Raw genomic sequence first — 18,588 nt, forward strand, 5'->3', positions numbered from 1 at the left:
CTGCTTCGACCTATCCCGCAACGCTTCGCACTGCATCAACCCGGGTCAGCGGGCTTCCCTGATCAGGTTGGTGATGCGGGCGGTGGAGAGCCGCCGGCCCTCCTCGTCGGTCATCACCACCTCGTGGGTTGCAAGGGTGCGGCCCAGATGTATCGCGGTGGCCGTGCCGGTGACCAGACCGGCAGAAGCTGACCGATGGTGTGTTGCCCCGATCTCTATGCCGACAGCCTGACGGCCGGGGCCGGCATGAATGCCTGCAGCAAATGAGCCCAGCGTTTCTGCGAGCACCAAATGTGCTCCGCCGTGCAGGATGCCTGCTACCTGCTGATTTCCCTCGACCGGCATGGTGGCAACCATTCGCTCAGCACCCATTTCCTGGAAAACGATGCCCATCTTCGCAGCGAGCCGGCCGATGCCGTGAGCGCGCAGCCAGTCGTGCATGTGCGCCGGAACCCCCGCCGCCGCCAGTTCTGCGAGGTAGGGGTGAGCGGCGTCGGGACCTGGGCCCGGAGTGAATTTGTCATCCATGGGAACTAGGCTGGCACCTGTGAGCCAAACAAACCAAACCGTAGTTCCGGACGTGGAGAACACCGTGCAAAGCAGAGTGCAGGGCAGCGTCCAGCCTGATACCGAGGCCGGTGCTGCGCCTGCACCGGTGAACACCCTGGAGCGCTCCCGCCTGTTGGTCGTCGACGGTCACTCAATGGCTTTTCGGGCGTTCTATGCGCTGCCGGCTGAGAACTTCTCGACGGATACGGGCCAGCACACCAACGCCGTGTACGGGTTTACCGCCATGCTGATCAACCTGCTGCGCGACCAGATGCCCACCCACGTGGCAGTGGCATTCGACCTGGATACACCCACGTTCAGGGATACCGAATACACCGAGTACAAGGGCGGGCGCTCACGTACCCCAGAGGAGTTCCACGGCCAGATCGACCTGATCATCAAGGTGCTGGAGGCTATGCGCATCCCCACCCTCTCGATGGAGGGCTTCGAAGCCGACGACGTCCTCGCCACCCTGGCTGTCGAGGCCGCAGCCCGCGGCTGGGACGTGCAGGTCGTCAGCGGCGACCGTGACGTCTTCCAGCTCGTGAACGACCGCGTGACGGTGCTGTACCCCAAACAGGGGGTCACCAACATCCCGCAAATGGATGCCAAGGCTGTGGAGGAAAAGTACTTCGTTCCCCCGCACCTCTATTCGGATCTTGCGGCGCTGGTGGGGGAAACCGCAGACAATCTTCCAGGAGTACCCGGGGTCGGTCCGAAGACTGCCGCAAAATGGATCCTGAAGTATGGCGGCCTCGAAGGCATTCTCGAGAACCTGGACGCGATCGGCGGCAAGGTCGGCAACGCGCTGCGCGAGAACATCGAAAACGTCAAGCGCAACCGACGCCTGAACCGTCTCCTCACTGACCTCGAACTGCCTGTCGATCTGCCGGCGATGGCCGTGCAGCGGCCGGACCGGGATGCCGTCGAGGACCTGTTCGACGCACTGCAGTTCAATGTGCTCAGGAAGCGGTTGTTCGATCTCGTCGGAGAGGAAGAAGCAGATACCGCCAGGGATGAGATGGCACCGCCGCAACATCAGGTCCACACAACGGCGGATGAACTGACTGGCTGGTTCAACGGAACCAACCAGGCGCCGGCAGCCGTCCAGGTCGTCACCCGGTCCACGAGCGGGGGAGAAGAGGCCATCGGCGTCGCGCTGGTGACGGCGTCGGCGGCAATGTACGTTCCGTTCGAGGAACTGGACGCTGACGCTGAGCGCGTCGTCGGCCAGTGGCTCCAGGACCTTGATGCCCCCAAAGTGGTGCATGACTTCAAGGCTGCCTACAAGCTGCTCCACGCCCGCGGCTTCACCCTGGCCGGCGAGGTGGATGACACCGCGATCTCCGGCTACCTCATTCAGCCTGACCGGCGCAGCTACGAACTCGCGGACCTCAGCCAGGTTCACCTGAAGCTCACCCTCCCGACGGCGGCCGCTGCCGCCGGCGGTCAGCAGGCGCTGGCTCTGGAAGAAGAAGACGTCGCAACTCCCGCGGTTGCCGCGGCATTCGCGGCTCTGGAGCTCAGCCGGCATTTCGCCGGCCAACTGGTGGAGCGCGGCGCGAACCAACTCCTGGCCGGGCTTGAACTGCCCCTTTCAGAGGTGCTGGCGCGCATGGAACTCACGGGAATCAGCGTCGCGGTCGACGGACTCGACCGTCTCTACGACGACTTCTCGGCGACCATGGCGAACACCAGCGCTGAAGCCTTCAGAATCATCGGAAAGGAGATCAACCTCGGATCACCGAAGCAGCTTCAGGCTGTGCTGTTCGATGAACTCGCCCTGCCGAAAACCAAAAAGATCAAGACCGGCTACTCCACCGACGCTGATGCCCTCACGGATCTGATCGTCAAGACGGGGCACCCATTCCTGGAGCAGCTGCTGGCGCACCGCGATGCGTCCAAGCTCCGCCAGACGGTGGAAGGCCTGCGCAAATCAGTGGCCGACGACGGTCGCATCCACACCACGTACGTCCAGACGATTGCGGCAACCGGCCGCCTGTCCTCGATGAACCCGAACCTGCAGAACATCCCGATCCGGTCCGACGAAGGTCGCCGGATCCGGGAGGCATTTGTGGTGGGCCCGGGTTATGAATCGCTGATGACGGCGGACTACTCGCAGATTGAAATGCGCATCATGGCGCACCTGTCCGGCGACGAGGGTTTGATTGAGGCGTTCAACGAGGGGGAGGACCTCCACCGTTTCGTCGGCTCGTCCATTTTCCATGTGGCTCCTGAGGACGTCACTAACGCGATGCGCTCGAAGGTCAAAGCCATGTCCTACGGGCTGGTGTACGGTCTGAGCTCGTTCGGCCTGTCCAAACAGCTGGCGGTTTCTGTTGACGAGGCCCGAACCCTGATGGGTGACTACTTCGACCGGTTCGGTGCGGTACGGGATTACCTGCGCGGGATCGTTGACCAGGCCCGCAAAGATGGTTTCACCTCCACCATCGAGGGCAGGCGACGGTATCTGCCGGATCTGTCGAGCGATAACCGCCAGTTGCGGGAGATGGCAGAGCGCGCAGCCCTGAACGCCCCGATCCAGGGCTCGGCAGCCGACATCATCAAGAAGGCCATGCTCGGCGTCGATGACGAGCTCCGGTCCCGCAAGCTCATATCACGGATGCTGCTGCAGGTCCACGACGAACTGGTTCTCGAGATTGCCCCCGGCGAGCGCGATGAGGTTGAGCAGCTGGTCCGGGCCGAAATGGCGGGCGCAGCGGATCTCTCGGTTCCGCTGGACGTTTCGGTGGGAACGGGCGCCAGCTGGCACGAAGCAGCGCATTAGGCACAGGCATTCCCAGGCATGGCCTGTAAGGGCCCGGAAGGTTAGGGTGGATTCTCGTGAGCACGCACACGCAGACCGGCACCACAGCACCCCGTATCGAAACCTTTTCCGTGAATGCGGATACCGACACCTCTGCTGACGGCGCACTTGCCGCCTGGTTCGAGGGCGTTAGCTTCGGCTTCCACGAGGGCAGGTTGGAGGCGGAGGATCTGCCGAAGCTCGCAGAAGCGTACAGGGCGGACGGGCGCATTCTGTGGGGAGCGTATGACGACAATCCCGGCCCGCACGCGTGGGATCCGCGCATCCCCGTGGCAACGTACGGCACCATGGTCAATTCGCTCAACGTAGGCGGCGGCAGGTTTCTGGATGCGCACCTGATCACCGCCGTCACGGTCCGGGCGACGCACCGGCGGCGGGGGCTGCTTCGCCGCATGATGACCGCCGACCTGCAGGCAGCGGGCAGCCGCGGCCACGCCATTGCTGCGCTCACCGCGTCGGAAGCAACCATCTATGGGCGCTTCGGTTTCGGAACGGCAACCCACACCACCTCAATCGAGGTGGATGTCCGCGAACGGTTCGCGATCACTTCCGAGCCGTACGGACGGATGGAGGTTGTCGGCGCTGAGGCGGCGGTCGGGCTCACACAGGAGATCTTCGCGGGCTTCCACGCCCGCTCACTGGGATCGATCGGCCGCCAGTACGCCTATGCACGCCGTTCATCCGGTCTGTGGGGCGAGGAGCGCCCGCAGCCGGACAAGGCGCTGCGCACAGCCGTCCATTACGACGACGACGGCCGTCCGGATGCTTTCGTCTCCTACTCCTTCGCGGGCTGGGAGAAGACGCCGTACACCATGCGGGTGAAGGATCTCGTGGCCGTGTCCGATGCCGCCTATCTTGAACTGTGGCGTTACCTCGGCTCACTGGACCTGGTTGAGCGGGTCACTTTCGGCATGGCCCCGGTTCAGGATCCGCTCCCGTGGGCGCTGGCCGACCGGCGCTGCCGGGAACTGAAGTCTGACGAGGATGTTCTGTGGCTGCGCATCCTGGACCCGGTGGCTGCACTCGAAGCAAGGGCTTACGAGTCAGACGGTTCGGTGGTGATCCGGGTGAACGATCCACTGGGGCACGCCGATGGCGCTTTCCTGCTTGAGACAGAGGGCGGCAAAGCTGACGTGAAGAAGCTCGGCTCAAGTGCTGGCGAAGAGATCGAGATGGATGTCTCAGCGCTCGGGTCGCTCTACCTCGGTGGTGCGGCTGCCTCCACGCTGGCAAGCGCCGGCCGGATCACAGCCCACTCTGCCGATGGATTGGCAAAGGCGGACCGGTTATTCAGCGTTGCCCGCCAGCCGTATTGCATCACGCACTTCTGATTCCACACTTTGACCGGCGTTGCGCCCCGACGCTAGACTGGGTGGGCATGTCCCTCGCACAGTGGGTCCTGCATGAGCTTTCCAACATTTTCATCTTCCATTTGTCCGCATCCGGGCAGGTTCCTCACGGTTGATACATCAAAGGTGTGCCAATCCGTGCGGTCCCGCAACAGTCCGGATCAACTCATAATCCACAACGGAGCCCCAACTACATGACCATCACCACCACCGAGAAGCCAGGTGCCCCGCAGGTCGCGATCAACGACATCGGCACCGCTGAGGACTTCCTCGCAGCTATTGACGCCACCATCAAGTACTTCAACGACGGAGATCTCGTCGAAGGAACGGTAGTCAAGGTTGACCGGGACGAAGTTCTGCTCGACATCGGTTACAAGACCGAAGGTGTCATCCCTTCCCGCGAGCTTTCCATCAAGCACGATGTCGATCCGGGGGACGTGGTCTCCGTTGGTGACGAGGTTGAAGCGCTTGTCCTCACGAAGGAAGACAAAGAAGGCCGTCTGATTCTCTCCAAGAAGCGCGCACAGTACGAGCGTGCCTGGGGCGACATCGAGAAGGTCAAGGAAGAAGACGGCGTCGTCACCGGTACGGTCATCGAGGTTGTCAAGGGCGGCCTTATCCTCGACATCGGCCTGCGCGGCTTCCTCCCCGCTTCCCTCGTCGAGATGCGTCGTGTCCGCGACCTGGCTCCGTACATCGGCCAGCAGATCGAAGCAAAAATCATCGAGCTGGACAAGAACCGCAACAACGTTGTGCTGTCCCGCCGTGCCTGGCTCGAGCAGACCCAGTCCGAGGTTCGCTCCACCTTCCTCAACAAGCTGGAAAAGGGTCAGGTCCGTCCGGGCGTCGTGTCCTCCATCGTCAACTTCGGTGCCTTCGTGGACCTCGGCGGCGTAGACGGACTGGTCCACGTTTCCGAGCTGTCCTGGAAGCACATCGATCACCCGTCCGAGGTTGTCGAAGTCGGTCAGGAAGTCACCGTCGAGGTACTCGAAGTCGACCTGGACCGCGAGCGTGTCTCCCTGTCGCTGAAGGCTACGCAGGAAGATCCGTGGCAGACCTTCGCCCGCACCCACGCCCTCGGCCAGGTTGTTCCGGGTAAGGTCACCAAGCTCGTTCCGTTCGGTGCGTTCGTACGCGTCGAAGACGGCATCGAAGGCCTCGTTCACATCTCCGAGCTCGCTGTCCGCCACGTTGAACTGGCTGAGCAGGTTGTCTCTGTCGGTGACGAGCTGTTCGTCAAGGTCATCGACATCGACCTCGAGCGCCGCCGTATCTCGCTGTCCCTCAAGCAGGCCAACGAGGGCGTCGACGCCGACAGCACCGAATTCGATCCGGCTCTCTACGGCATGGCCGCAGAGTACGACGAAGAGGGCAACTACAAGTACCCCGAGGGCTTCGATCCGGAGTCCAACGAGTGGCTTGAGGGCTACGAGACGCAGCGCGCGGCTTGGGAAGCGCAGTACGCTGAGGCCCAGTCCCGCTGGGAGGCTCACAAGAAGCAGGTTGTGCAGCACGCCAACGATGACGCCGCGGCTGTCAACGAGCCTGCAGACTCCGGCACCACCAGCTACTCTTCGGAGCCGGCTCCTGAGACCAGCAATGCAGGGTCCGGTACCCTCGCATCGGATGAGGCTCTCGCGGCACTGCGTGAGAAGCTGACCGGCAACTAGGTCTTACCACCTCAGGTCATCTCAGGAAGCTCCCGCCCGGTTCAACCGGGCGGGAGTTTCCTGCGTTAACGCCGCCGTCGTCAACCTCACCGTCGAAGCGGGCATTCGCCGGAATATCACGCGCGCGTCGACACTGTCACCGTGAATTTGGGGTTGCGTGCAATCTGGCGCGTAGGTCCGACGAGTTTCTCGAGCGATCGTCGGTATTGCAGGTGGCTGTTCCACACTGTCCATAGCTCGCCGCCCGGACGGAGGACGCGCCCGGCCTCTGCGAAAAGCTTCAGCGCGACACCGGCATGAACGGCGTGGCCCGAGTGGAACGGCGGATTCAGGACGATTAGTTCGTCCCCGGCTTCCGCTCGTCCTGCCAGCCCGTCCTCCCGCACGACGGCGATTCGCCCGCCGACGCCGTTCGCTTCGGCTGTAGCCCTGCTTGCGGCAACCGCGGCTGCGGAGGGATCTATGGCTGTGATGGCGAGCGCTGGCCTGCTGAGCGCCAGATATGCGGCAATGGTGCCGTTTCCGCAGCCGAGGTCCACTGCGGATGCAGCCGCGGGAGCATGCTGCAGGTGCGGGAGCAGGAGTCGGGTACCCGGATCCAGTTTTGCACCGCCGAAGGTGGCACCATAGGCGCGCAGCTGTAGCGGGCGGGAGAGGCCGACGTCGTACTCAGCTTTCGCGGGGAAACGGCAGGGCCCTGCGGGAAGTGGTCCGGCGGCAGTGATTACGCGGGACTTCTGCCGCGCCAGGCCCGCCGAGATCAACTCGAAGTACTTGCCCAGGGTCTGATTCATGGCCGCGGTCATGTGCTTCACCCGGCCGCCCGCAAGGACGGTTACGCCGGAGGAAGCACTATTGGCGATATGCCAGGCGATCTCCTCGAGCGCGTCGAGCGAGCGGGGGAGCTGCAGCAGAACCAGGCGGGCGCCGTCGAAAAGGTCCTTGCCAAGCGCAGCGGGAGTGTAGCGCCCGTCCAGCCCGAAGGTGCGCGCATTAGCCGCGAGCGCCCGTTCACCAGTGAGTGAATCCTGATGCACTCGTACCCGGTCCGCGCCTGCCTGCAGGGCGCCCAGTGTCAGGGCGCCATGCGTGTCACCCACGACGACAACCTCGCCAGGTGCGTATTCGCGCAGTGCAACGGATGCCGTAGCGAGAAGGAGCCTATCCGTGGCGTCGACGGCATACAGGTTTTCTGCTTCCACATCGGGCCAACGCCGCACATCGTCCAGATTGAACTCCGTCAACGTCCACCCACCTGGATGTCAGTGGCGTAGCGCAGCATCGTCCCGGCGGTCGCAGTCACCGTCCAAGTGTAGGCATCCCGGACGCCCCTGAGCTTTGGAAGGTCAGCGACGACGGTAGCCTTGGGTTCATGCTGAGGGTTGGATTGACGGGCGGGATCGCCGCGGGCAAGTCTCTGGCTGCATCCGTCCTGCAGGAACTCGGAGCAGTGCTGATTGACGCCGACCACTTGGCGCGCACCGTCGTCGAACCGGGAACTGAGGGTTTGCGCGAGATCGCCGAGGCGTTTGGGCCGGAGGTGCTGCAGGAGGAAGGCTCGCTGGACCGGCCGGCGCTGGGGAAACGCATCTTCGCTGATCCGGACGGGCGAGCAACCCTGAACGCGATCATCCACCCGCGTGTCCGTGACGCGGCCGCGGAAGCTGAGTCCGCGGCGCGCGCGGTTTCACCGGGCGCCGTCGTCGTTCATGACATCCCGCTCCTGGTGGAAACCGGGCAGGAGGACAGCTTCCACCTCGTCATTGTCATCGACGCGCCGCACCAGATGCGCCTGCGCCGCATGGTGGAGAAACGTGGAATGACCGAGCAGGAGGCGCGGGGGCGCATCGCGGCGCAGGCCGATTCTTCAACGCGGAACGCGGCAGCCGACGTCGTACTGGTCAACTCCGGGTCACCGGATGATCTGGTGGGCGCGGTGGAAGCCCTGTGGAGGCAGCGGATCGTCCCGTTTGCCCGGAACATCGAACTTGAGCAGCCAGCCGAACGCAGGGGCGGGCCGGTGCTGGTGCAAGATGCTGACTGGCCGCGGCAGGCTGCGTTATTGGCGCGTCGGCTGGGGCGGCTGGATCCCCGCGCCCTCCGCGTTGATCACATCGGATCCACGTCCGTTCGCGGTCTGCCGGCGAAGGACGTGCTGGATCTGCAGCTGACGGTGGCTTCCCTCCGGGATGCCGATGACCTCTCCGGCAGCCTTGCCCGGGCGGGCTTTCCCCGGCTTCCCGGTAGCTGGCAGGACACCCCCACGGCAGAGGTGCCGCAGCCGGAGAAGTGGCAAAAGCGGCTGCACTGCAACGCTGATCCCGAACGCCCTGTCAACCTGCACGTCCGCGTGGAGGGCTCTCCGGGCTGGCAGTACGCGCTGGCATTCCGCGATTGGCTGCGGTCCAATTCGGACATAACGGCAGCCTACGCGGCCGAGAAGGAACGGTGCGCTGCAATGCACCGCGAGGACTCCACCACTGCCGGTTACGCTGCCTGCAAGGAAGACTGGTTCACCACATTCGCATCCCCCAGACTGAGTAGCTGGAGGAACGACGTCGGCTGGTCGCCGGCACGTTCCCGGCCCTCGTAAGCAGTCCGTTCAGCCTCCAGCAAAGAGCAGCCTTTGCGGACAGTCCCTGTCCGGGGTCGGCGGTAACGTAAGACTATGAGTCTTGCGCAGGAGATCAACCGTGTTGTCGCTCCCTTCGAGGTAATCAGCGACTACCAGCCGGCCGGGGACCAGCCCACTGCCATCACCGAACTCGCTGAGCGAATCAACGCCGGCGAGAAGGACGTGGTGCTGCTTGGCGCCACCGGCACTGGTAAGAGCGCCACCACCGCCTGGCTCATCGAGCAGGTTCAGCGGCCAACCCTGGTGATGGTGCAGAACAAGACCCTCGCTGCGCAGCTGGCCAACGAATTCCGCGAACTGCTGCCCAATAACGCGGTGGAGTACTTCGTCTCCTACTACGACTACTACCAGCCCGAGGCCTACGTTCCACAGACCGATACCTTCATTGAGAAGGACTCGTCGATCAACGAGGAGGTGGAACGGCTCCGGCACTCGGCCACCAACGCGCTCCTGACCCGGCGCGACGTCGTCGTGGTCGCCACGGTCTCCTGCATCTACGGCCTCGGGACTCCCGAGGAATACGTTGCCGCCATGGTCACCCTTCGGCAGGGCCAGGAGATGAACCGGGATGACCTGCTGCGCCAGTTCGTCGCAATGCAGTACGTGCGCAATGACATGGACTTTCACCGCGGCACCTTCCGGGTGCGCGGAGACACGGTCGAGATCATTCCCATGTATGAGGAGCATGCAATCCGGATCGAGTTCTTCGGCGACGAGGTGGAGCGGATCTATACCCTGCACCCGCTGACGGGCGAGGTGATCCGCGAGGAGACGGAGATGTATGTCTTCCCGGCCTCGCATTATGTAGCCGGACCGGAACGTATGGGGCGTGCGATCACCCGGATCGAGGACGAACTGCGTGAGCGTCTTCAGGAGTTGGAGTCACAGAACAAGCTGGTCGAGGCACAGCGGCTGCGCATGCGCACCACCTATGACCTCGAGATGATGCAGCAAATGGGATTCTGCAACGGGATCGAGAACTACTCGCGCCACATCGACGGCCGCACGTCAGGTAGTGCGCCACACTGCCTGATCGATTACTTTCCCGATGACTTCCTGCTGGTGGTGGACGAGTCCCACGTAACCATCCCGCAGATCGGCGCCATGTATGAGGGCGACATGTCCCGCAAGCGCACCCTGGTGGATCACGGCTTCCGGCTGCCGTCCGCGATGGACAACCGGCCGCTGAAGTGGGACGAATTCCTGGAGCGAATCGGCCAGACGGTCTACCTTTCGGCAACACCCGGAAAGTACGAGCTCAGCAAGTCCGACGGTTACGTCCAGCAGATCATCCGGCCCACCGGCCTGGTGGATCCGGAAGTCATCATCAAGCCCAGCAAGGGCCAGATCGATGACCTCCTCGGAGAAATCAATGCTCGCGTGGAGCGTGACGAACGAGTTCTCGTCACCACGCTGACCAAGCGCATGGCGGAAGACCTCACGGGTTACCTGCTCGAGCACGGTGTGAAAGTCGAGTACCTTCACTCGGACGTCGACACCCTGCGCCGGGTGGAACTCCTGCGCGAGCTGCGGATGGGCACCTTTGACGTGCTGGTCGGGATCAACCTGCTGCGTGAGGGTCTGGACCTTCCCGAGGTCTCCCTTGTCAGCATTCTCGACGCTGACAAGGAGGGCTTCCTGCGCAGCTCTACGTCACTGATCCAGACCATCGGCCGTGCAGCGCGAAACGTCTCAGGCCAGGTGCACATGTATGCGGACCGGATCACCGATTCGATGGCCAAGGCAATCGAGGAGACCAACCGCCGTCGTGAGATCCAGGTTGCCTACAACAAGAAGCACGGTGTGGATCCGCAGCCGTTGCGCAAGCGCATCGCGGACATCACGGACACCATCGCCAAGGAAGACGCCGATACGCGCGCGCTTCTGGAGAAGGTTGCGAAGACCTCGAAGGGCAAAGGAAAGGGCAAGGGTTCGGCCATCCGCCACGATGGTCTGGCTGCGGTGCCGGCCGAGGACCTGACAGACCTGATCAGTCAGCTCACCGCCCAGATGCATGCCGCCGCTGAGGAGCTCCAGTTCGAGCTTGCAGCGCGCCTGCGGGATGAGGTGGGCGATCTGAAGAAGGAGCTGCGGCAGATGCAGTCGGCCGGCCACGCCTGATCGATGCGTGAACAGGTCAAAGCCGGCAGCGGGTCATTCACCGAGATCCGGGTCCACGGCATCGGGGACCATGAGTATTACACCAGCCTCGGGCACCCGATTGAAAAGCGGCTGAACGCCTGGGTGCAGGTTGCGGCGCCTCCGCCGCTGCCGGATCACCGGTTGCGCATCGTCAACTGGTCCCGATCCCGCCGCCGGAGAACGGGCTTCCTCTGGTACCTCGCTTTCCCCTTCACACTGGCCAATGTTGCGGGGCGCATGGAGCCCGTTCGCGCCGGTACGGGGCGGACAGCGCTGCTGAGAGCAGCGGTGGGGGTAGTTGCGGCAGTTCTCACCGTTTCGCAGCTTGCCTGGGTGATCGTTCTCGGGGAGACAGTCCTTGACTACCTGAATTCTCCGCCGGCCCTCATGCGGGCGGTGCCGCTGATCGCCGCAGCCCTGCTCACGGCATGGCTGGCGTACCGGTACCGGAGCGTGGTGATGGCTCAGTCAGGACAGCATCGGACCCATATTCCGCCGCTGGTGCATTCGGCCATCGTTCTTTGCGTGGGCATTCTGCTGACCGTTGCTGCACCCGCCCAGCTCGGCCACGAGGGCTGGCCCTCCACGCCCACGCCTGAAGCCGGGTCCCGCCTGGATGCCATGGCGCTGTGGATAGCGTTGAGCGTCAGCATCGCGTTCGCCGCGGCGCTGGTGCTGGCCATCAGCAGCAACCTGGGCTCAGGTGGTCGGGACGGCCCCGGCGCGTCCCTCGCCGCAGCCGGGGTGCTGCTCGCCGTCTCCGTTCCACTCATGCACGCCGTCACGGCCCTGTTTCGCATGGTTCTGGACAACCTGCTGGGTTACGTCACCGGACTGTTCGGCTGGGTGCCGGGGTCGCGGCCCTATCTTGGCATCCTGCTTTCCTACGACGATCCGGCCGATCCCGGCGACAGCAGGCTCGATCTCTTTCCGTTCCTCGCGCTGGTCGCCGCTGCGGGCGCTCTGGTGGCCACCGCCGTCGTGCTTGCCTCTGTCCGGGGACCGGGACTGCCGCCGGCGACCGGCGGGAAGGCCGCGCGTGGGCGCTGGTGGCATGAGGTGTGCGCCCAGGCGCCGCGACTGCTGCCCCTGATCCTCCCGCTTGCGGTGGTGCTGGCGCTGATGGCGATGACGACGGCGGTCGCCCTCGGCGAAGGCAGGCTCGGTGGCCCGTGGTTGGCCCTGGCAATCCTGGTGCTGCAGGTCGCCGGTGCGGTGGTGGTGCTGGTTGTCCTGCTTGGGCAGCTTCACCCGCTCCGGGAAGTACTGGGGAAGATCGCCGATGTCGCAGGCTTCTGGCCCGTCCGGGACCACCCGCTGGCGGGGTCGTCTTACCGGGACGCAGCAGTGGACGGGATCGCTGGACTCGTGTCCCGGCATGCCGGGGGCGAGGTGGTGCTCGTGGCCCACAGCCAGGGGTCGGTGCTATGCGCATGGCTGGTGGCACAAGCGCGGCCCGGGCAAGAGCGCCCGCATCTTGTTACGGCGGGTTCGCCGCTTGCCTCGGTGTATGTCCAATTCTTTCCGGCTACCTTTACGGAGGCATTGCTGGCCGATGTTGCCGCAGGCACGCGAACCTGGACCAATTATTGGCGGATGACAGATCCGGTCGGATTTCCCATCCCACACGCGTCAAACCGCGAACTACCGGACCCACGCGCAGACGGAATTGTCCGCAGCCACACCGATTACTGGACCGAGCCGGAAATCGTGGCCAACGTCGCGGAGCTCGCCCGGCGCCGTGCCTGACATACGCAATGTTCCCTCATCCGTTCCCGACGCAGGTACGATGGGACCAACGTAGGGGAGTATCCTTTCGCGCTACGAACGTCAACACGCAGGCCGACGACGGCCAGCCGGGCGTAGCGGCCGCACACAGAATGCGGCGGAGAGACTTGCGAATCCCGTTGTACCTTCGAAAGGGTCCCTTGTGCTTGAACTGCCCCTTGCCTTCCAGATAGGCACCTTTGTCGTCCTGGGCCTCGTGCTCCTGTTCGACCTTCTCCTCGTCGTGAAGCGTCCGCACGAGCCTTCCATGAAGGAAGCCGGACTGTGGGTGTCGTTCTACGTCGGCCTCGCACTGATCTTCGCGGTCATCATGTTTGCGGTTACGGGCCCTGAATTCGGCGGCCAGTTCGTTGCCGGGTGGGTGACTGAGTACAGCCTGAGCATCGACAACCTGTTTGTCTTCATCATCATCATGGCGAGGTTCTCGGTACCCCGTAAGTACCAGCAGGAAGTGCTGATGGTGGGCATCATCATCGCGCTGATCCTGCGCGGAATCTTCATCCTCCTCGGCGCCGCGCTGATCAGTAACTTCTCCTGGATCTTCTACATCTTCGGCGCCTTCCTCCTCTGGACCGCCTACCATCAGGCAAAGGATTCCGGCGAGGAGGAAGAGGACAAGGAAAACAAGCTCATCGCCAAGCTGCGCGGTGTCCTGCCGATGAGCGAACACTACGACGGCAATAAGATTCGCACCGTGGTCAACGGCAAAAAGGTCTTCACCCCCATGCTCATCGTGTTCGTCACGATCGGTCTGACCGACCTGCTGTTTGCGGTGGATTCAATTCCGGCGATCTTCGGTCTGACCGAGAGTGCGTTCATCGTCTTCACCGCGAACCTGTTCGCGCTCATGGGTTTACGCCAGCTCTACTTCCTCCTGGGTGGCCTGATGACCCGCTTGGTGTTCCTCAAGCACGCGCTCTCGATCATCCTCGCCTTCATCGGTGTGAAGCTGATCCTGCATGCGATGCATGAGAACGAACTGCCCTTCATCAATGGCGGCCAGCACATTGAGTGGGCCCCCGTGATCCCGACCTTCGCTTCGCTCGGCTTCATCGTTGCGACGATTGTGGTTGCGGTCATCGCCAGCCTACTGAGCCCAGCCGGCAAGCGTGCCAAGCTCGACGCCGAACTGGCAGCGGATGCCGAGCGCGCCCGTACCGGCGGGCCCGAATCCTGATGCACGCCGGATCCTGAGCGCAACGAAGGCGCCGCCCCTGCACGGTAGGGGCGGCGCCTTTTTCCGTGAGCCGAAGCCTAGGTCGAGCGGGTCATGGCGAGCAGCCGCGAGAAGATCGCGTCGCCGTCGTCGTGAATGCCGTCGTGGTGGAATTCATCCGTCTCCCAGACCTGCAGCCCTCGGACGGAGCCCGCTGTCTCCAGGGACAGGTCACGGTCAACGTAGATGTCATCGCTGTAGACGGCGGCTGCTGTGGGTACCGTGTTGTCGGCCAGTCGCCGGAGGTCATAGAGCGGTCCCCAATCTTCGACGGCGGCGATCCGCTCAGCAGTCTCCTTCAGCGGAACCAGGGCGGGGTCCTCGTCGAAATACCAGGGGTAGACCATCTCTCCGGTCAACAACGGGTCAGCAGCACCGGGCTTGAAATCCGGGAACTCCTCCAGCACCCGCCAGGCAGCCCAACTTGACGCTTGCCCCTGGCAGTAGATGGATTCGTGGAGGAGTGCGTAGAGCGGATTGGAACGCCGGCTGACCACTGGCTGGAGTTGGTCCAGGAAGACAGGGGAGAGACGTTCTCCGCTGGAGGCCCCGGCGAAGGCGTCCTCGAGCAGGTAATGGAGGGCATCCACCCGCGTGTTGCCGCCGAGGAATGAGCCGACCAGCTGGAATCGCTGTGGCGTCAGTCGCTCGCCGGTGGGCAGGAACTCCTCCACGCGCTCCAGATGCCGCATGATGCGCGTGGCGATGGTCCTGTCCCCGGGATAGCGGGTGAAGTACTCGGCGTTGCGCTTCGCCACGCGATCGAAAGTGGCCCGGTATACCCGATCTGGCGGCCCGACGAGCGGCGCCAGTCCACCCGTGATCAGCGCACGCTCCATTCCCTCAGGCGCGAGGGAGAGGTAGGAGAGCGTGCAGAATCCGCCGAAGCTTTGCCCGAATACAGTCCATGGCCCGGAGCCGAGTGCGGCGCGTATCAGTTCAGCGTCCGCGACAATTGAGTCGGCCCGGAAATGGCGCAGGTAGAGCGTCTGCTCGGCGGGGCTGCCGCATTCAGGCAGGGTCACCAGGTCTGCCGGCGTCGACAGGCCCGTGCCGCGCTGGTCAAGCATCAGAATCCGGAAGTCTCGTGCGGCCGCCTTCATCCACCCTGAGAGCCCGGTGGTGCGGTTGCCCCGCACTCCCGGTCCGCCCTGCAGGAACAGCAGCCACGGAAGGTGTGCCGCCTCGGCGTCGGTGTGGTCCGTGGAACTGTATTCCCGGGCGAAAACCGAGATGCGCTCGCCCTCCGGATCCCGGTGATCGAGCGGGACCGAGAAATAGTGGGGTGTGCTGCGCACTCCGCGCATGACGGTACTCGGCCCGGTCTCATGGGTCCCGGACTTCACGCGCCGGTTCCCGCGAACGAAGCCAGTCGGGCCCCGGTCAGCCTGAACGTGGTCCACTCTTCCTGCGGCAGGGCGCCCAGGCTCCGGTAGAACGTGATGGAAGGTTCGTTCCAGTTCAGCACCGACCACTCCACCCGCGCGTAGCCGCGCTCGGCAGCGATGCCTGCGAGTTTCCGCAGCAGCGCTTTACCGTAACCGGCGCCGCGCGCTTCGGGCCGCACATACAGGTCTTCAAGGTAGATCCCGTGGACACCCTCCCACGTGGAATAGTTGAGGAACCAGAGCGCAAATCCCTGGATTCCGCCGTCATCCTCGGCCACGTGGGCGAAGATGCTCGGCGAGGAGCCGAACAGCGCCTCTTCCAGCCCTTCGACCGTGTTGCTGACGGCGTCAGGTTCCTTCTCATAGACCGCGAGGTCGTGGATCAATTGCAGAATGGTGGGCACGTCGTCGCGACGCGCTTCGCGGATGGGAGTCATGGTTCCCAAGCCTAGTAGGGTCAGGGACCGCCCACCGATGTGATTGCAACAACCGGGAACCCCGCCTCGTCGGAGGCGGCAAGATCAATGGCGGCATTGATGCCCCAGTCCTGGTCGCCGGACGGGTCCTTGAAGATCTGGCGTACTTCCCATCGACCGGGAAGCTGCCGGATGATCAGCAGGGCCGGACCCCGGGCGTTGGGGCCGTCGTCGATGTCGTCATGGGCATCGAAGTACCCGTCCATGGCCTCGGCCCAGCGGGAGGCGTCCCAACCCGAGCCCTCGTCCAGCCGGCCAAGCGCTTCCTCGTCCTCCGCCGCAAAAAGCTGCACCCGCTGGAACATCTCGTTGCGTACCATCACGCGGAAGGCCCGCTCATTTGAGGTGACCGAATCGGGTTCCGGCGGAAGGTCGACAGTGCCGCTCCCCGAAGGGGCAGCGCCGGCGGCGAGCTGTTCCCATTCGTCGAGCAGGCTCGAATCCACCTGACGGATCAGCTCTCCGAGCCATTCGATGATGTCGGTCAGATCTTCACGCAGGGCATCCCGGGGAACGGTCTGGCGCAGCGCTTTGAAACAGTCCGCCAGATACCGCAGGAGGATGCCCTCGGACCGTGCGAGGGAGTAGTACGCGATGTACTCCCCGAAGTTCATCGCCCGCTCATACATGTCGCGCACAACCGATTTGGGGGCGAGTTCGAAGTCACCGAGCCACGGGGCGCCGGTGCGGTAGGTTTCGAATGCCTGCTGAAGCAGCTCAGCAAGCGGTTGCGGATAGGAAACCTCTTCCAGCAGGGCCATGCGCTGGTCGTAGTCAACGCCGTCGGCCTTCATGGCGCCGATCGCCTCCCCGCGGGCCTTCTTTTCCTGGGCGTTCAGCACCTGCCGCGGCTTTTCCAGGGTTGCCTCGATGACCGAGACGACATCGAGCGCGTACGCGGGGCTCTCCGGATCGAGGAGCTCCAGGCTGGCAAGAGCGAAGGGGGAGAGCGGCTGGTTGAGCGCGAAGTTTGCCTGCAGATGGACCCGCAGCCGAACCGTTCTGCCTTCCTCGTCGGGTTCGGGAAGGCGCTCCACTATTCCGGAGGTGACCAGTTCCCGATAGATGCTGATGGCCCGCCGCAGATGCGCGAACTGCCGTGCCGGCGGTTCATGGTTGTTCCGCAGCAGGTTCTGGACCGTGCGCAGCGGATCACCCGGGCGTTCGAGCAGGTTCAGCAACATCGAGTGGCTGACGGCGAAGCTGGACGCGAGAGGTTCCGGAGTGCCCGCCACCAGACGGTCGTAGGTGGGTTTACCCCAGGAAACGAACCCCTGCGGCGGTTTCTTGCGCACTACCTGACGCAGTTTCTTCTGGTCGTCGCCGAATTTGGCGGTCGCCTTCGCCATGGCTTTGGTATTTTCCACGACGTGGTCCGGCGCCTGCACCACGACAGTGCCGGAGGTGTCATAACCGGCCCGCCCGGCGCGGCCGGCGATCTGGTGGAACTCCCGCACGTTGAGCAAGCGGGTGCGCACGCCGTCGTACTTGCTCAGGGCGGTCAGCATGACCGTGCGGATAGGCACGTTGATGCCGACGCCCAGCGTGTCGGTACCGCAGATCACCTTGAGCAGCCCGGCCTGGGCGAGCTGTTCCACCAGCCGCCGGTACTTCGGGAGCATTCCGGCATGATGGACACCGATGCCGTGGCGCACCAACCGGTTCAGTGTCTTGCCGAAGCCGGAGGAGAACCGGAAACTCGCGATGAGCGCGGAAATCCTGTCTTTCTCCTCACGGGTGCAGACATTGATGCTCATCAGGTTCTGCGCGCGCTCAATCGCCTCCGCCTGACTGAAGTGCACCACATAGACCGGAGCCTGGTGCGTGGACAACAGCTCCTCGAGGGCTTCCTGGAGAGGCTCTTCCGAGTAGTAGAAGTTGAGCGGAATAGGACGGTCCCCGGAACTGACCAGGACGGTTGCCCGGGAAGTCCGGTCGGTGAGGTCCTTCTCAAAGCGCTCTACGTCGCCCAGTGTGGCGGACATCAGAAGGAACTGTGCCTGCGGCAGCTCCAGCAGCGGAACCTGCCACGCCCAGCCGCGCTGCGGATCCGAGTAGAAATGGAACTCGTCCATGATGACCGTGCCGACCTCTGCCCGATCGCCCTCGCGCAGGGCGATATTCGCCAGGATCTCGGCCGTACAGCAAATGATCGGCGCGTCCTGGTTCACCGCTGAGTCACCGGTGACCATGCCGACGTTCTCGGCTCCGAAGATAGCGCACAGGGCGAAGAACTTCTCCGAGACGAGCGCCTTGATCGGCGCGGTGTAGTAACTCCGGTGCCCCTGAGCGATGGCGTGGAAATGGGCAGCCACGGCCACCAGCGACTTCCCCGAACCGGTGGGGGTCGCGAGGATCACGTTGTTGCCCGACACCAGTTCAAGGACGGCCTCGTCCTGGGCAGGGTAGAGGCTGATTCCGGTGACGGCAGACCACTCGAGGAATGCGGCGTACACGGCGTCGGCGTCCGGCGCGCCCGGCCGCCCTGTCTGGGGGAGATGGTCCTGGATGCTCATGTCCGCCCAGCCTATCCGTTCGTGCTGGC

General features: G+C 63.9%; 12 protein-coding genes. 7 read left to right on the forward strand and 5 right to left on the reverse strand.

The window, feature by feature from the left end; translation table 11 throughout:
• Window positions 1–45 precede the first annotated feature (45 nt).
• A complete protein-coding gene (locus Q0877_RS01065) occupies window positions 46–528 on the reverse strand; it encodes a hotdog fold thioesterase (protein ID WP_299165154.1) in 483 nt (160 codons plus the stop codon).
• Here Q0877_RS01065 and polA point away from each other — a divergent pair.
• The 3 genes from polA (at window position 527) to rpsA (ending at window position 6,398) form a co-directional block, all read left to right on the forward strand.
• Window positions 527–3,337 carry a DNA polymerase I gene (gene polA / locus Q0877_RS01070; RefSeq protein WP_299165156.1) on the forward strand — a complete coding sequence of 937 codons (2,811 nt, stop codon included), beginning with the start codon at window positions 527–529 and terminating at the stop codon, window positions 3,335–3,337. The two genes, Q0877_RS01065 and polA, sit on opposite strands and share 2 nt — an antisense overlap.
• Window positions 3,338–3,393: 56 nt before the next feature.
• Window positions 3,394–4,707, forward strand: coding sequence for a GNAT family N-acetyltransferase (locus Q0877_RS01075; RefSeq protein WP_299165157.1), 1,314 nt, complete (start codon window positions 3,394–3,396; stop codon window positions 4,705–4,707).
• Between the two features lie 212 nt (window positions 4,708–4,919).
• Complete coding sequence (rpsA, locus tag Q0877_RS01080) at window positions 4,920–6,398, forward strand: 30S ribosomal protein S1 (RefSeq protein ID WP_299165158.1); 1,479 nt, start codon at window positions 4,920–4,922, stop codon at window positions 6,396–6,398.
• Window positions 6,399–6,514: 116 nt separating this feature from the next.
• Here the strand turns inward: rpsA and Q0877_RS01085 are convergent, their stop codons facing one another.
• Window positions 6,515–7,642 (reverse strand): methyltransferase, encoded by a 1,128-nt coding sequence (locus Q0877_RS01085; RefSeq protein ID WP_299165160.1) that lies wholly within the window; start codon window positions 7,640–7,642, stop codon window positions 6,515–6,517.
• A 128-nt stretch (window positions 7,643–7,770) separates the two neighbouring features.
• Between Q0877_RS01085 and coaE the strand changes: the two genes are divergently transcribed.
• From coaE to Q0877_RS01105, 4 genes are all read left to right on the forward strand, one after another.
• Window positions 7,771–8,991, forward strand: a complete 1,221-nt coding sequence (gene coaE, locus Q0877_RS01090) for a dephospho-CoA kinase (protein ID WP_299165162.1) — start codon at window positions 7,771–7,773, stop codon at window positions 8,989–8,991.
• A 75-nt stretch (window positions 8,992–9,066) separates the two neighbouring features.
• A complete protein-coding gene (gene uvrB, locus Q0877_RS01095; protein ID WP_299165164.1) occupies window positions 9,067–11,154 on the forward strand; it encodes an excinuclease ABC subunit UvrB in 2,088 nt (695 codons plus the stop codon).
• A gap of 3 nt (window positions 11,155–11,157) precedes the next feature.
• The gene (locus Q0877_RS01100) at window positions 11,158–12,924 is read left to right on the forward strand and encodes a hypothetical protein (RefSeq protein ID WP_299165165.1); all 1,767 of its coding nucleotides are present in this window, start codon (window positions 11,158–11,160) and stop codon (window positions 12,922–12,924) included.
• A gap of 181 nt (window positions 12,925–13,105) precedes the next feature.
• Complete coding sequence (locus Q0877_RS01105; RefSeq protein ID WP_299165166.1) at window positions 13,106–14,140, forward strand: TerC family protein; 1,035 nt, start codon at window positions 13,106–13,108, stop codon at window positions 14,138–14,140.
• 77 nt (window positions 14,141–14,217) lie between these two features.
• Here Q0877_RS01105 and Q0877_RS01110 read toward each other — a convergent pair whose 3' ends face one another.
• The 3 genes from Q0877_RS01110 to Q0877_RS01120 are packed head-to-tail and all read right to left on the reverse strand — an operon-like array spanning window position 14,218 to window position 18,559.
• Window positions 14,218–15,486, reverse strand: a complete 1,269-nt coding sequence (locus Q0877_RS01110) for an alpha/beta fold hydrolase (protein ID WP_299165262.1) — start codon at window positions 15,484–15,486, stop codon at window positions 14,218–14,220.
• A 35-nt stretch (window positions 15,487–15,521) separates the two neighbouring features.
• A complete protein-coding gene (locus tag Q0877_RS01115) occupies window positions 15,522–16,004 on the reverse strand; it encodes a GNAT family N-acetyltransferase (RefSeq protein WP_299165167.1) in 483 nt (160 codons plus the stop codon).
• A gap of 20 nt (window positions 16,005–16,024) precedes the next feature.
• Window positions 16,025–18,559, reverse strand: coding sequence for an RNA helicase (locus Q0877_RS01120; protein ID WP_299165168.1), 2,535 nt, complete (start codon window positions 18,557–18,559; stop codon window positions 16,025–16,027).
• Window positions 18,560–18,588 lie beyond the last annotated feature (29 nt).

Source organism: uncultured Arthrobacter sp., assembly GCF_947495145.1.
Lineage (GTDB): Bacteria > Actinomycetota > Actinomycetes > Actinomycetales > Micrococcaceae > Arthrobacter_D.

Coding starts and splice junctions, on each gene's coding strand:
- uvrB (WP_299165164.1), top strand. CDS start 9,067: ATGAGTCTTGCGCAGGAGATCAACCGTGTTGTCGCTCCCTTCGAGGTA.
- Q0877_RS01115 (WP_299165167.1), bottom strand. CDS start 16,004: ATGACTCCCATCCGCGAAGCGCGTCGCGACGACGTGCCCACCATTCTG.
- Q0877_RS01110 (WP_299165262.1), bottom strand. CDS start 15,486: ATGCGCGGAGTGCGCAGCACACCCCACTATTTCTCGGTCCCGCTCGAT.
- Q0877_RS01100 (WP_299165165.1), top strand. CDS start 11,158: ATGCGTGAACAGGTCAAAGCCGGCAGCGGGTCATTCACCGAGATCCGG.
- Q0877_RS01120 (WP_299165168.1), bottom strand. CDS start 18,559: ATGAGCATCCAGGACCATCTCCCCCAGACAGGGCGGCCGGGCGCGCCG.
- coaE (WP_299165162.1), top strand. CDS start 7,771: ATGCTGAGGGTTGGATTGACGGGCGGGATCGCCGCGGGCAAGTCTCTG.
- polA (WP_299165156.1), top strand. CDS start 527: ATGGGAACTAGGCTGGCACCTGTGAGCCAAACAAACCAAACCGTAGTT.
- Q0877_RS01065 (WP_299165154.1), bottom strand. CDS start 528: ATGGATGACAAATTCACTCCGGGCCCAGGTCCCGACGCCGCTCACCCC.
- rpsA (WP_299165158.1), top strand. CDS start 4,920: ATGACCATCACCACCACCGAGAAGCCAGGTGCCCCGCAGGTCGCGATC.